This window comes from Enterobacter sp. RHBSTW-00175 (assembly GCF_013927005.1).
Classification (GTDB): domain Bacteria; phylum Pseudomonadota; class Gammaproteobacteria; order Enterobacterales; family Enterobacteriaceae; genus Enterobacter.
This window is the reverse complement of sequence record NZ_CP055930.1, coordinates 2,908,011-2,921,773: the sequence shown is the minus strand read 5'-3', so window position 1 is coordinate 2,921,773 and position 13,763 is coordinate 2,908,011. Positions and strand designations below refer to the sequence as shown.

At 54.2% G+C, this 13,763-nt stretch carries 12 protein-coding genes and 1 pseudogene; 6 read left to right on the top strand and 7 right to left on the bottom strand.

Annotation, left to right across the window (positions count from 1 at the left end; translation table 11 throughout):
* Positions 1-20: 20 nt before the first annotated feature.
* Both ribF and HV107_RS27310 read right to left on the bottom strand, forming a co-directional pair.
* A complete protein-coding gene (gene ribF / locus HV107_RS13900) occupies positions 21-947 on the bottom strand; it encodes a bifunctional riboflavin kinase/FAD synthetase (protein ID WP_182059531.1) in 927 nt (308 codons plus the stop codon).
* A gap of 7 nt (positions 948-954) precedes the next feature.
* A pseudogene (locus HV107_RS27310) lies at positions 955-1,173 on the bottom strand (DUF2575 domain-containing protein).
* Between the two features lie 101 nt (positions 1,174-1,274).
* Here HV107_RS27310 and rpsT point away from each other — a divergent pair.
* Complete coding sequence (rpsT, locus tag HV107_RS13895) at positions 1,275-1,538, top strand: 30S ribosomal protein S20 (protein ID WP_003856458.1); 264 nt, start codon at positions 1,275-1,277, stop codon at positions 1,536-1,538.
* 57 nt (positions 1,539-1,595) lie between these two features.
* Here the strand turns inward: rpsT and nhaR are convergent, their stop codons facing one another.
* The 4 genes from nhaR to dnaK form a co-directional block, all read right to left on the bottom strand.
* Positions 1,596-2,495: a transcriptional activator NhaR gene (gene nhaR / locus HV107_RS13890; protein WP_182059530.1), complete on the bottom strand. Its 900-nt coding sequence runs from the start codon at positions 2,493-2,495 to the stop codon at positions 1,596-1,598.
* Between the two features lie 58 nt (positions 2,496-2,553).
* The gene (gene nhaA, locus HV107_RS13885) at positions 2,554-3,729 is read right to left on the bottom strand and encodes a Na+/H+ antiporter NhaA (RefSeq protein WP_182059529.1); all 1,176 of its coding nucleotides are present in this window, start codon (positions 3,727-3,729) and stop codon (positions 2,554-2,556) included.
* A 174-nt stretch (positions 3,730-3,903) separates the two neighbouring features.
* Positions 3,904-5,049: a molecular chaperone DnaJ gene (gene dnaJ / locus HV107_RS13880; RefSeq protein ID WP_014068842.1), complete on the bottom strand. Its 1,146-nt coding sequence runs from the start codon at positions 5,047-5,049 to the stop codon at positions 3,904-3,906.
* 85 nt (positions 5,050-5,134) lie between these two features.
* The gene (dnaK, locus tag HV107_RS13875; protein WP_182059528.1) at positions 5,135-7,048 is read right to left on the bottom strand and encodes a molecular chaperone DnaK; all 1,914 of its coding nucleotides are present in this window, start codon (positions 7,046-7,048) and stop codon (positions 5,135-5,137) included.
* 296 nt (positions 7,049-7,344) lie between these two features.
* On the opposite strand from dnaK, the gene satP reads away from it, so the two are divergent.
* From satP to HV107_RS13850, 5 genes are all read left to right on the top strand, one after another.
* Positions 7,345-7,911 (top strand): acetate uptake transporter, encoded by a 567-nt coding sequence (gene satP, locus HV107_RS13870; RefSeq protein ID WP_166717845.1) that lies wholly within the window; start codon positions 7,345-7,347, stop codon positions 7,909-7,911.
* Positions 7,912-8,021: 110 nt separating this feature from the next.
* The gene (locus HV107_RS13865) at positions 8,022-9,281 is read left to right on the top strand and encodes a chloride channel protein (protein WP_182059527.1); all 1,260 of its coding nucleotides are present in this window, start codon (positions 8,022-8,024) and stop codon (positions 9,279-9,281) included.
* 181 nt (positions 9,282-9,462) lie between these two features.
* Positions 9,463-10,536, top strand: coding sequence for an iron ABC transporter permease (locus tag HV107_RS13860; RefSeq protein ID WP_182059526.1), 1,074 nt, complete (start codon positions 9,463-9,465; stop codon positions 10,534-10,536).
* Entirely contained in the window at positions 10,533-11,309 is a 777-nt protein-coding gene (locus HV107_RS13855; protein ID WP_182059525.1) for an ABC transporter ATP-binding protein, read from the top strand. The genes HV107_RS13860 and HV107_RS13855 overlap by 4 nt, the downstream gene beginning before the upstream one ends.
* Positions 11,310-11,331: 22 nt before the next feature.
* Entirely contained in the window at positions 11,332-12,465 is a 1,134-nt protein-coding gene (locus HV107_RS13850; protein ID WP_182059524.1) for an ABC transporter substrate-binding protein, read from the top strand.
* On the opposite strand, the gene HV107_RS13845 is transcribed toward HV107_RS13850, so the two are convergent.
* Positions 12,452-13,753 carry an MFS transporter gene (locus tag HV107_RS13845; protein WP_182059523.1) on the bottom strand — a complete coding sequence of 434 codons (1,302 nt, stop codon included), beginning with the start codon at positions 13,751-13,753 and terminating at the stop codon, positions 12,452-12,454. The genes HV107_RS13850 and HV107_RS13845 overlap by 14 nt on opposite strands.
* Positions 13,754-13,763: the final 10 nt, after the last annotated feature.

Sequence of the window (13,763 nt, the reverse complement as noted above, 5' to 3'; positions counted from 1 at the left end):
CGTAGGCATTTAAGCCGGGTTCAAAGCCCAAAAAACTCGCGGGCCGTTAATTCATCTCGCGCTATTTGCGCCTTAAGTTCGTCCAGCGAAGCAAATCGCTGCTCATTGCGTATTTTTTTACGCAGTATTACATCTATATGGCGACCGTAGAGGTCCATTACAACGTCCAACAGGTGCACTTCAAGCTGCTGTCGCACGCCGGCAACCGTTGGACGCGTGCCAATGTTGGCCACACCGAAATACGGCTTTTCGCCCAGTCCGGCCACTTCCACCGCGTAGACCCCTTTTACCGGGGAAACCTGACGACGCAGCGGGATATTCGCCGTCGGGAAACCAATAGTGCGGCCCAGGGCATCGCCATGTACCACGCGCCCGGAAATGGTGAAAGGGTGTCCAAGCAGGTTTTCCGCCGTGTTCAGATCATCATCCGCCAGTGCCTGGCGCACCGCCGTGCTGCTGACCCGAACGCCGCCCTCGCAGAAGGTCATGGCGCTGGTGACGTCAAAACCGTACTCCAGGCCAGCCTTCTGTAATAACAAGAAATCGCCCTGACGACCAGCGCCAAAGCGGAAATCATCACCTACTGCGAGAAACTGTACGCCAAGACGCTTAACTAACAGCTCACCGACAAAATTTTGTGCTGTCAGCGCTGCAAAGCGACGATCGAATCGTACACACAGCACGTAGTCCACACCGCACTCGGCAAGGTAGCGCAATTTCTCGCGTAGCCGGGTAAGGCGCGCAGGCGACTTCTCGCCCGCAAACAGCTCCAGCGGCTGTGGCTCAAAAATCATGACCACAACGGGCAGGCCACGCGCCTCCCCCTCTTTACGCAATCCTTGTAACAGCGCCTGATGCCCACGATGCACGCCGTCGAAATTACCAATGGTCAGAACGCACCCGTGCGGGGCTTTACTAAGATTATGTATGCCGCGTATCAGCTTCATGACTGGCTCAAGACAGTGAAAATCGCCAAAGTATACCTTGTACAGCGGTTAAGGTTAACCGGCGATTGTTCACGCAAAACAGAAAGCCGTAATGATTTCATCATGCTGACCTTTCGGAGTGAAAAAATCTGCCCGCGAACTGCGATTTTTGTGCCGAAAAGCTGTATTCACGACAGACAAGCTGGTAGAATCCTGCGCCATCACTACGTAACGTAGCGTCGCTCATAAACGGCGCTTATTTGCACAAATCCATTGACAAAAGAAGGCAAAGAGGGCATATTCCTCGGCCTTTGAATTGTCCACATAGATCATATTTGGGAGTTGGACTTGGCTAATATCAAATCAGCTAAGAAACGTGCTGTACAGTCTGAAAAGGCTCGTAAGCACAACGCAAGCCGTCGCTCTATGATGCGTACTTTCATCAAGAAAGTATACGCAGCTATCGAAGCTGGCGACAAAGCTGCAGCGCAGAACGCATTTAACGAAATGCAACCAATCGTGGATCGTCAGGCTGCTAAAGGTCTGATCCACAAAAACAAAGCAGCGCGTCATAAAGCAAACCTGACCGCGCAGATCAACAAACTGGCTTAATCGCCGCTTGTTGTTGCTTGTTTAAAGAACCCGCTTAACGCGGGTTTTTTTATGTCTTCAGATTGCCGGTGGCATGAACAATGCCGAGTAGTCCCGATTACAAATGCGCTGCACCGCCGGATGCTGGATCATCCTTTCGGCAAAGATCGCGTGATACTCTTCCATCACATTATCCACTCGACCAATCTCCGTAATCTTGTTATCCGAGTAGAGATCGTGCGCATAAAGCGTTGGCGCAACAAAGATAGCGTTATGCGCTTCGCCAAAGGCTTTCATCAGTGCGGCATCATCAAACTCACCGAGGATCTCCACATTCAGCCCCTGGGAGTTAAACCAGTTTTGCAGCTTACGTCCGAGCATGGAACGTCTGCCTGGTACCAGCAAACGACGCTCTTCCAGACAGGCCGGGAACGGTTTTTCCGGCGGCGGGTTGATGCACCAGAAGCTCACACCACATTCGCCAATCTTCACCGAGAACAACCCTTCCTGCTGCGTTGAATCAATCGGGCAGTCCGAAATAATCATATCCAGCTTATGCTGGCTCAGCTGCTCCAGCAGCATCTCGTGGGTGGATTCAAAGCAGCGCAGGTGGATCTGTTCATCTTCCACCACCGCAGCATCCAGCACACCACTCACCAGCCGTTTTGACAGGGCATCCGCCACTCCCACATCAAAGAGCAAGTTCGACTCTTTGCGGTAGTTGACGATATCCAGCATCTCCTGGCTTAAGGTGAACATCTTGTCGGCGTAGCGGAAAACCAGCTCGCCCAGTTCACTTGGCTCGATACCGCGACCTTTACGCTTAAACAGCTTGCCCTGTAAACGCTCTTCCAGTGCTTTTATCTGCCCGGTAATGGTTTGTGGCGTCAGATACAGCGCCTCTGCCGCGCCGACCACCGAGCCCTCTTTGTAGACGTGCCAGAAATAGTAAAGATGGTTGTAATTGATATGAGACATCGCGTCTTCTCTCCCTGATTGTGTATCGGGAGAAGGCTGCCCTTCTCCCGGTTTCCTGTTATGCCTGAACAACCTGTCCGGGCAATTTCACCTTCAACAAGGTATAACCGATAACCGCAGCCAGTAATGACCCAATCAGGATGCCCAGTTTTGCCCAGATGATAAGCTCAGGCGCATGTGTGCCAAAGGCCAGCGTCGAGATAAAGATAGACATCGTAAAGCCGATTCCGCACAGCACACCCACCGCCATGATCTGCTTAAACGTCGTACCCTGCGGTAATGATGCCAGCTTCAGTTTCAGTGCCAGCCAACAGAACAGGCTGATCCCCAGTGGCTTACCAACAAACAGCCCGGCAATTACCCCGAGTGGCAGCATAGAGGTCAATCCATCCATCGTGACCCCTTCCAGAGAAACGCCAGCGTTAGCAAAGGCAAACAGCGGCAGGATCATAAAGGCGACCCACGGGTGAAGCACATGCTCCAGCTGTTTTGCCGGTGATTTGCCATCCTGCGGCTTCAGTGGCACCAGGAAGCCGACGATCACCCCTGCCAGTGTGGCGTGCACGCCGGATTTTAGCACCGCCGTCCAGAGCACTATCCCCACCAGCACATAGATGCCGATACGGCGCACGTTGCAGATATTCAGCAACGCCAGTACCGCAATGGCCCCTGCGGCCACACTCAGCGACAGAATTGACAGTTCGCTGGTGTAGAACAGCGCGATAATCACGATGGCACCGAGGTCATCAATAATCGCCAGCGCCATCAGGAATATTTTCAGTGCCACGGGAACGCGGCTACCCAGCAGCGCCAGCACCCCAAGCGCAAAGGCGATATCCGTTGCTGCCGGAATAGCCCATCCGTGTCGCGCCATCGGATCTTGCCAGGTAAACGCCAGGAAGAGCAGCGCCGGAACAACCATGCCACCAAGCGCGGCAATCACCGGAAACGCCGCGCGCTGACGACTGGCAAGCGAGCCAAGCACCATCTCACGTTTAACCTCTAACCCTACCAGCAGGAAAAACACCGCCATCAGCGCATCATTGATCCACAGCAGCATGTTTTTATTAATTTCCAGCACGCCGACCCGTAACTCGACCGGTGTTTCCAGAAATGCATGATAGAGCTCGCGTGTTGCCCCCAGGTTGGCCAACACCATGGCCGCCACAGCGGCAATAATCAAAATGATGCCGCCAGACGCCTCATTGCTAAAGAAACGGTGTAGTAATTTCACTTAAGTTCTCTCTTTTACGACAATACCTCGATAAAACCATAATACCAAGCCTAACAACTCGGCAAAAACAGATTAATGTTGAGTATTAATTCGTTTTTTCCGAAACATACCCACAAATAGAAAAAGCCCGGAATCGCTTCCAGGCTTTTTAGAATGTCGCGTTACTGTCGAGTGTTAGCGGGTCAAATCATCGAAGAATTTTTTGACGCCATCGAAGAAGCTTTTGGAGCGTGGGCTGTTTTTCTCGCCCGTTGGGCCGCCAAAGCTTTCCTGCAACTCTTTCAGCAACTGTTTCTGCTTGTCGTTCAGCCCGACCGGTGTTTCTACCACCACGCGGCACAGCAGGTCGCCCTGAGCACCACCGCGAACCGATTTAACGCCCTTACCGCGCATCCGGAACAGTTTGCCGGTCTGCGTCTCACCAGGCACTTTCAGGTTTACACGACCATCCAGCGTAGGCACTTCGATTTCACCACCGAGTGCTGCCATCGCAAAGTTGATCGGCACTTCACAGTACAGGTTGTTCCCTTCACGCTCAAAGATAGCGTGCTGTTTCACCTGAACCTGAACGTACAGATCGCCTGCTGGTGCACCGTGCTCGCCCGCTTCGCCTTCACCGGTCAGACGAATACGGTCGCCTGTATCAACACCGGCCGGGATTTTAACGGACAGGGTTTTGGTTTTCTCTACGCGACCGTGACCATGACATTTGTTGCACGGATCTTTAATCAGCGTACCGCGACCATGACAATGTGGACAGGCCTGCTGTACCGCGAAGAAGCCCTGACGCATCTGCACCTGGCCGGAGCCGTGACAGGTTGGACAGGTCTGTGGCTGAGTTCCCGCCTTCGCGCCGCTGCCGTGGCAAATGTCACACTCTTCCAGCGTCGGGATACGGATCTCTTTGGTCACACCGCGAACGGCTTCTTCCAGCGTCAGATCCATGTTGTAGCGCAGATCCGCACCACGGGCCGCGCGTTGACGACCACGGCCACCGCCAAAGATGTCGCCGAATACGTCGCCGAAGATATCGCTGAAATCAGCGCCGCCGCCAAAGCCGCCGCCACCGAATCCACCGCCGCCCATGCCGCCCTGCTCAAAGGCTGCGTGACCGTACTGATCGTAGGCCGCACGTTTTTGTGCATCGGTCAGGATTTCGTAGGCTTCTTTGATCTCTTTAAATTTGGCTTCAGCCTCTTTATCACCCTGATTGCGATCCGGGTGATATTTCATGGCCAGACGCTTATACGCCTTTTTGATTTCACGCTCTTCCGCTGTTTTGGAAACGCCTAAAATCTCGTAATAGTCTTGCTTTGCCATCTTTATTTATCTGCCCCTAACATGCGTGCACGGGCGGAGAGGAAACCTCTTCGCCCGTGCCAGTAATTACCCGTTCAAAGGGCGATTATTTTTTGTCTTTCACTTCTTCGAACTCCGCATCGACAACGTCGTCGTCTTTCGCATTGTTCGCAGAAGCATCGCTACCCGCCTGCTGTTGCGCGTGCTGCTGCTGTGCGATTTCCATCAGCTTCTGAGAAGCCTGTGCCAGCTCTTGCATCTTCGCTTCGATGTCCGCTTTGTCTTCGCCTTTCAGAGAAGTTTCCAGCGCACTCAGTGCAGCTTCGATAGCCGTTTTGTCTTCAGCTGGCAGTTTATCGCCTGCTTCTTCAACCTGCTTACGGGTGCTGTGCAGCAGATGGTCACCCTGGTTACGGGTCTGAACCAGCTCTTCGAATTTACGGTCGGATTCAGCATTAGCTTCAGCATCGCGAACCATTTTTTCGATTTCTGCTTCGTTCAGGCCAGAAGATGCCTTGATGGTGATCTTCTGCTCTTTACCGCTGTTTTTGTCTTTTGCAGACACGTGCAGGATACCGTCGGCATCGATATCAAAGGTAACTTCGATCTGCGGCATTCCGCGTGGTGCCGGGCTGATACCATCCAGGTTGAACTGACCCAGAGACTTGTTATCAGACGCACGCTTACGCTCACCCTGAATCACATGGATGGTTACCGCAGACTGGTTGTCTTCAGCGGTAGAGAACACCTGGCTGTGTTTCGTTGGGATGGTGGTGTTTTTGTTGATGAGCGCAGTCATCACACCGCCCATGGTTTCGATACCCAGAGACAGCGGGGTAACGTCCAGCAGCAGTACGTCTTTAACTTCACCGGTCAGCACGCCGCCCTGAACCGCTGCACCGATAGCAACAGCTTCGTCCGGGTTAACGTCTTTACGTGGCTCTTTACCAAAGAACTCAGCCACTTTCTTCTGAACCATTGGCATACGCGTCTGACCACCTACCAGGATAACGTCCTGGATGTCGGACACAGACAGGCCAGCATCTTGCAGTGCAACTTTCAGTGGCTCGATAGAACGGTTCACCAGGTCTTCTACCAGGCTTTCCAGTTTCGCACGGGTCACTTTGATGTTCATGTGTTTTGGACCTGACGCATCTGCAGTGATGTACGGCAGGTTTACGTCGGTCTGCTGAGCGGAAGAGAGTTCAATCTTCGCTTTCTCAGCGGCTTCTTTCAGGCGCTGCATTGCCAGCGGATCGTTACGCAGGTCAATACCCTGATCTTTCTTAAACTCGTCAACGAGGTAGTTGATCATACGGCTATCGAAGTCTTCACCACCCAGGTGGGTATCACCATTGGTTGCCAGAACTTCAAAGGTTTTTTCGCCGTCAACTTCGTCGATTTCGATAATAGAGATATCGAAGGTACCACCACCCAGGTCGTAAACCGCGATAGTACGGTTGCCAACTTCTTTATCCAGACCGTAGGCCAGTGCCGCTGCGGTTGGTTCGTTGATGATACGTTTTACTTCCAGACCTGCGATACGGCCAGCATCTTTGGTTGCCTGACGCTGAGCATCGTTGAAGTATGCAGGAACGGTAATAACAGCTTCAGTTACCGGCTCACCCAGGTAATCTTCCGCGGTTTTCTTCATTTTTTTCAGCACTTCAGCAGAGATCTGCGGTGGTGCCATTTTCTGACCTTTAACATCAATCCATGCATCACCGTTGTCAGCACCGATGATTTTGTACGGCATGATGGCTTCATCACGCTGTACTTCTTCGTCCTGGAAGCGGCGGCCAATCAGGCGTTTAATCGCAAACAGGGTGTTTTGCGGGTTTGTCACTGCCTGACGTTTAGCCGGCTGACCAACCAGAGTTTCACCATCCTGGGTATAAGCAATAATAGAAGGCGTGGTGCGATCGCCCTCGGCGTTCTCCAGCACGCGTGCAGTAGTGCCATCCATAATCGCTACACAAGAGTTGGTAGTACCCAGGTCGATACCAATAATTTTACCCATCTAAACGTCTCCACTAAAAATTCAGTCAACATGTGGTTGTGTACCTGTAATAAGGGCAGAACGTGCTTTTTCAACTGCCCAGATTTGATTTTTTTCAGGTCCACACACTGCGGTTGCTTACAAGATGGGGTCGCAACGGCATCCATCAAGGGGGAAGGATAAAAAAATTTTTAATTTCACCCTGATTAGATCATAGACGGCATCGATTGCGCCCATTATGATGCCGCGCCCCGTCTGGGAGAATTGACGCGGGTTTAACCATTTCACCATATTAATGATGATTTTTTTGAGGACTTATGGGCAACACTAAGTTGGCTAATCCGGCTCCGCTGGGCCTGATGGGTTTTGGCATGACCACCATCCTGCTGAACCTGCACAACATCGGGATGTTCCCGATGGATGGCATTATCCTGGCGATGGGCATTTTCTACGGCGGTATCGCACAAATCTTCGCGGGCCTGCTGGAATATAAAAAAGGCAATACCTTCGGTTTAACCGCCTTTACCTCTTACGGTTCTTTCTGGCTGACCCTGGTCGCCATTCTGCTGATGCCTAAAATGGGCCTGGCAGATGCCGCTAACGCACACTTCCTGGGCGTCTATCTGGGCCTGTGGGGCGTCTTCACCCTGTTCATGTTCTTCGGCACCCTGAAGGCTAACCGCGCGCTCCAGTTCGTCTTCCTGAGCCTGACCGTGCTGTTCGCCCTGCTGGCGATTGGTCACCTGGTGGACAACGAAGGCATCGTTCACGTTGCTGGCTGGATTGGCCTGGTGTGTGGCGCAAGCGCTATCTACCTGGCAATGGGCGAAGTACTGAACGAACAGTTTGGTCGTACCGTTCTGCCGATTGGTGAAAAACACTGATCCCCCTTTCGTGCCCGCCCTGCGGGCACGAAATCCCCGCTCCGATTGATTTTCCGTTAAAGTACGTTGTGAAATGATGGGCTTACCGCCTTTCATAAAGACAACGCATCATGACAACCCTTCCAACCCGAACTTACTGGCTGCAACGCTGGACCGCTCTTGTTCTCACTGGCGTCCTGGCAGGTCTTGGCGGGATGCTGCTCGCTCTGCTGCTTCACGAAATTCAACACCTGGCCTACGGCTACAGCCGCGACAGCCTGACTGGCCCACAGACCTTTTTACAGGGCGTGACCGATGCCAGCGCCCGCCGCCGGTTTATTGTAATTCTGAGCGCAGGCATTGTTGCCGGGTGCGGGTGGTGGTTGCTTGGTCGCTATGGCCAAAAACGTGTGAGCATCAGTGCCGCGGTAAAAGATCCCGGTAAACCCATGCCTGGCATCACCACCTTAATTCACGCCCTGCTGCAAATCATCACCGTAGCGATGGGCTCCCCGCTTGGACGAGAAGTTGCGCCACGCGAAGTGGGTTCACTCTTTGCGGGCGGCGTGGCACGTTATCTGCGTCTCACCGCCACCGATATTCAGCTGATGATTGCCTGCGGTGCCGGAGCCGGGCTTGCAGCGGTGTACAATGTCCCGCTGGCGGGCGCCGTATTTACCCTTGAAGTCCTGCTGGTGAACTTTAGCTGGGACACCGCGATCGCGGCATTAGTCACATCAGCCCTGGCGGCCTGGATTGCCACCCTTGGGCTTGGCGATGAACATCAGTATCGCTTCACCACTGAACTTGCCGCGACCTCGCTGGTTTTCTGGGGCGCACTGTCCGGCCCGGTCATGGGGGCTGCGGCCTTTCTTTTCCGCCGCCTCACACAGCGGGCGCGCAGCAAAGTGCGCAGTAACTGGCAAATGCCCGTTTTCAGCCTGGTCGCCTTTGCTGCACTGGGCGCATTATCAATCTGGTTCCCGCAGTTGCCCGGCAACGGAAAAGGCCCGACGCAGTTAACCCTCGATGGCAGCGTTACGCTGCAACTGGCGCTGGCGATTGTGTGCATCAAAATATTTGTTATCTGGGCGGTATTACGTGGCGGTGCCGAAGGGGGGTTACTGACGCCTGGCCTGACGATTGGCGCCCTACTCAGTTCGCTGCTGTTTATTGTGTTGGGCGGGCTGTTTCCGGGCAGTGATATGGCCGGTTTTGCGCTGACCGGCGCGGCAGGGTTCCTGTCTGCCTCCATGCAAATGCCCGTAACGGCCATTACGCTAATGATGGAGTTTACCCGGATGGATCATAGTTTTTTAGTTCCGCTCGCGCTCTGTGTAACAGGCGCATACATGACCAGCAGGCAACTTGAGCGCTGGCAAAAGGGTTGATTTTTTAATCACAAAAGAAACGATTATTAAACGGAATTCGAATAACCGTTTCATTTAATTGATAAGCATTATCATTGCGATTAGTGTTGCCTGGCAGATCCCGGATATTGGATATCAGGCAGCACCCGAAAGGAACGTTAGAGGGATAAAACGATTCTGTTGTGTTGCATAAGGTTATCTGATGAATTCCAGCCTTACCGCCAGCAATCAGTCTGGCGAAACTACTGTCGCGTTACATTACCGTAAAATTCTCGTCAGACGCTTCGCGCTGGCAGGCGTTCTGTTCGCCCTCATTGTTTGCTCGCTGCTCCTTGATTTCACCATCGGGCCGTCTGGCATCTCCGTTTCTACGCTCTGGCACACGCTGGTCAATTCCGCCGCCGCCGATGCCGGCACACGCGTCATCGTCTGGGACATTCGCCTGCCGTTTGCCCTGATGGCTATCGCGGTGGGCATGGCGCTCGGGCTTGCGGGGGCGGAAATGCAAACCATCCTGAATAACCCACTCGCCAGCCCGTTTACGCTTGGCGTCTCTTCTGCCGCGTCATTTGGTGCCGCGCTGGCGATTGTGCTGGGTCTGGGTATTCCGGGCATTGCCGATAAGTGGTTTATTCCCGCCAATGCCTTTGTCTTTGCGCTGCTTGCCTGTTTTATTCTCGATGGCATCAGCCGCTGGACGCGGGTGGCGACCTCCGGCGTGGTGTTGTTTGGCATCGCGCTGGTGTTTACGTTTAACGCCCTGATTTCGATCCTGCAATTTGTGGCCAGCGAAGACACCCTGCAAGGGCTGGTCTTCTGGACGATGGGCAGCCTGGCCCGCGCCTCCTGGGATAAGCTCGCAATTCTCGGCGTGGCGCTGGTGATTATTGTGCCGTTGTCGCTGAAAAATGCCTGGAAACTTACCGCCCTGCGTCTGGGTGAAGATCGCGCTGTCAGCTTCGGTATCAACGTGAAAAAGTTGCGCATGGCAACGTTATTACGCATCAGCATTATCTCTGCCTTAACAGTAGCCTTCGTGGGGCCTGTCGGTTTTATCGGCCTGGTTGCACCGCATATCTCGCGCATGATGTTTGGTGAAGATCACCGGTTTTACCTGCCCGGCAGTATGCTGATTGGCGCGCTGGTGCTCTCTCTGGCGTCAGTATTTTCCAAGAACATCGTTCCCGGCGTCATCATCCCTGTAGGCATTGTGACCTCACTGGTTGGCGTGCCGTTCTTCCTTAGCATCATTATTCGTAACCGGGGGAACGTATGACCGACGGCCTTCGCGTACTCGACCTGCACACGGGTTATCGCAAGAAAAAGATCATTGAGGGGTTAACGACTCCGCTACTGCCTCGCGGAAAAATCACCGCCCTGCTGGGGCCAAACGGCTCAGGAAAGTCAACGCTGCTGCGCGCACTGGCAGACTTAAACCCCGCCCAGGGGAAACTGCTGCTCAACGGCGAAGATTTGATGACGCTGCCATCGGCAAAGCGGGCGCAAAAGGTGGTTTACCTGCCGCAGTCTTTACCTCAGGGCGTGCATCTTCACGCCCTGGAGTCGGTGATAGTGGCGAAACGGGCAAGCGGTAATAGCGCGGACCATAAGGTTGAGCAGGAAGCCTATTCCATTCTCGACAAGCTGGGTGTCGCACATCTGGCAATGAGCTTTCTTGACCAGCTTTCCGGCGGGCAAAAACAGCTGATTGGCCTGGCCCAGTCATTGATCCGCGAGCCGGATTTACTGTTGCTGGATGAACCCTTAAGTGCGCTGGACCTTAACTACCAGTTTCATGTGATGGATATCGTTGCCCGGGAAACGCGGCAACGCAATATCGTCACGGTTGTGGTTATCCACGACATCAATATTGCGCTGCGCCACGCCGAATACGCCCTGATGCTCAAAAGCGGCGAGCTGATTGCCAGTGGCGTGCCTGGCGACGTGGTCACGCCTGCCAGCCTGGCACGCGTGTATGGCGTGGATGGCCGGGTTGAATACTGTTCCCGTGGGCTACCGCATGTGGTGGTCGACGGATTAACGCCATAAGAAAAAAGAAGACGGGGAAAACATGACGCTAAAAAAAATTATCGCTGCCGCAGGTGGTCTGGCACTTTTGCTTTCGCCACTGCTCGCCCAGGCGCAGAACTGGCCGGTGACGGTAAAGGATCTTGATAACCGCTCAGTGACCATTGAGCACGAGCCGCAGCGCATCATTTTGCAGGATGGCCGCGATATCTTCACCCTTGCCCTGCTGGAGCGCGACAACCCGTTCGCCAAAGTGGTGGCGTGGAACAACCTGCCGAAAAAACAGGACACCGAAACCTGGAACGTGCTGAAGCGTAAATGGCCACAAGCAGAAAAGATCCTCGACATGAAGTTTTCCGACCAGGGAAATGTGGATCTGGAAACGGTGATCTCCCGTCAGCCTGACCTGATGATCGCCCAGCTTCGTGCTAAACCGTCGCTGGTGCAAACCGGTGTGCTGGCCAAACTTGAGGCACTGCATATCCCGGTGGTCTTCGTCGACTATGAACTGCATCCGGTACAGAACACCCTGCCAAGCATTGCCTTACTGGGCAAGGTCATGGGCCAGACTGACCGCGCGCAGGCGTATATCGATTTCTATCAGCAGCGCCTGGATACGATCCACCAGCGTCTGGCCGACGTCAGCAAAAAACCGCTGGTGTTTATCGAGCCAATTGCCGGTGTCGGTGGCCTGGATAATGGCTGCTGCTTCACTCATGCGCGCAACGGCTGGGGTGGGCTGGTTGAAGCCGCTGGCGGCACGAACATTGGCTCGCAGCTGTTGCCAGGGGCTACCGGTAATATCTCCGTGGAAAAAATTATCTCCCTGAACCCGGATTACTACCTGATGACCGGCTCTAAACGTCCGGGTAAAGGCACCGCGATTATCCCGTTTGGCTACAACGTGGATCAAAATGCAGTACAAACCGCGTTCAACGCATTGCTTTCCCGCCAGGGGGTAAACAGCATTCCCGCCGTAGTCGAGGGGCATACCGGGGCGTTGTATCATCACTTTTACAACAACCCCTATAACATCATCGCGCTCGAAATTTTGAGTAAGATGTTCTATCCCACGCGATTTGCAGACGTGGATCCGCTGGCGGATTACCACGCCCTGATTTACAACTTCACCCATATTCCAGATGACAACATCATCCTGAGCGTTAGCCCTCGTTAACAGGCGTATGCGCCATCAGCGGATGGCGCCCGCCGCGTAACCAGAATCCAATTCCCAGCCCCAGCAGCGACAGCGCCAGCACATACCAGGCAGGTGCCATCGGCGAGACACCCATCAGCACCGTCACGGCAATGGGTGTCAACCCGCCGAAGATGGCATAAGAAACGTTATACGAGAATGAAATGCCGGTGAAGCGCACTTCCGGCGGGAAGGCGCGCACCATCACGTACGGCACGGCACCGACCACGCCAACACATAAGCCCACCACGCCGTACAGCAGGAACAGCTGCTCAGGATGGCTTCCCGCAAGATGGTAGAACGCCCAGCTTGACGCGGCCAGCAGCAGACTACCAACGATAAAGGTCAGGCTGGCACCCATACGGTCAACGGCAAGCCCGGCAGCGAGACAGCCGAAACAGAGCATAATGGTGGCGATACTGTTCGCCTGAAGCGTTACCGCAGGCGCAAAGCCGTACTGTTTTTGCAGCCAGACCGGAGACATCAAAATCACCACCACAATGCCCGCCGACAGCAGCCAGGTCAGCAGCATCGACACCACAACCGCTTTCTTATGACGCACCACCACCGCTTTCACCGGCAGCTCCTGCGCCAGCGTTTTACGCTGCTGCATTTCGAGGAAGATAGGAGTTTCCTGCAACCAGCGGCGCAGATACATCGCCACCAGACCAAAGGCCCCGCCCAGCAGGAACGGAATACGCCAGCCCCAGTCGTGAACGGACTGCTGCGTCATGCTGGTGTTGATAATCGTCGCGACAACCGAACCCAGCAGTATCCCTACGGTCAACCCTGCGGTTAACGTCCCGCAGGCAATACCGATACGACGCGCCGGAACATGCTCTGCCACAAACACCCACGCGCCAGGCACTTCACCGCCAATTGCGGCACCCTGAAGAATACGCATCAGCAACAGCAGCAGAGGGGCAACGAGGCCCATAGAGGCATAAGTTGGCAGCAGGCCGATGGCAAGCGTAGGTACGGCCATCAGCAGAATGCTGAGCGTAAACATCTTCTTACGTCCGACCAGATCGCCAAAGTGTGCCATCACAATGCCGCCCAACGGACGTGCAAGATACCCGGCCGCAAAAATGCCAAAGGTTTGCACCTGGCGCAGCCATTCCGGAATATCTGCCGGGAAGAACAGCTCCCCCACCACGGCGGCGAAGAAGACAAAGATGATGAAATCATAAAACTCCAGCGCCCCGCCAAGTGCAGCAAGGGTGAGCGTTTTATAATCCTGTCGATTCAGAGGTCGGGTGTAATGTGACATAGCGCGCCAT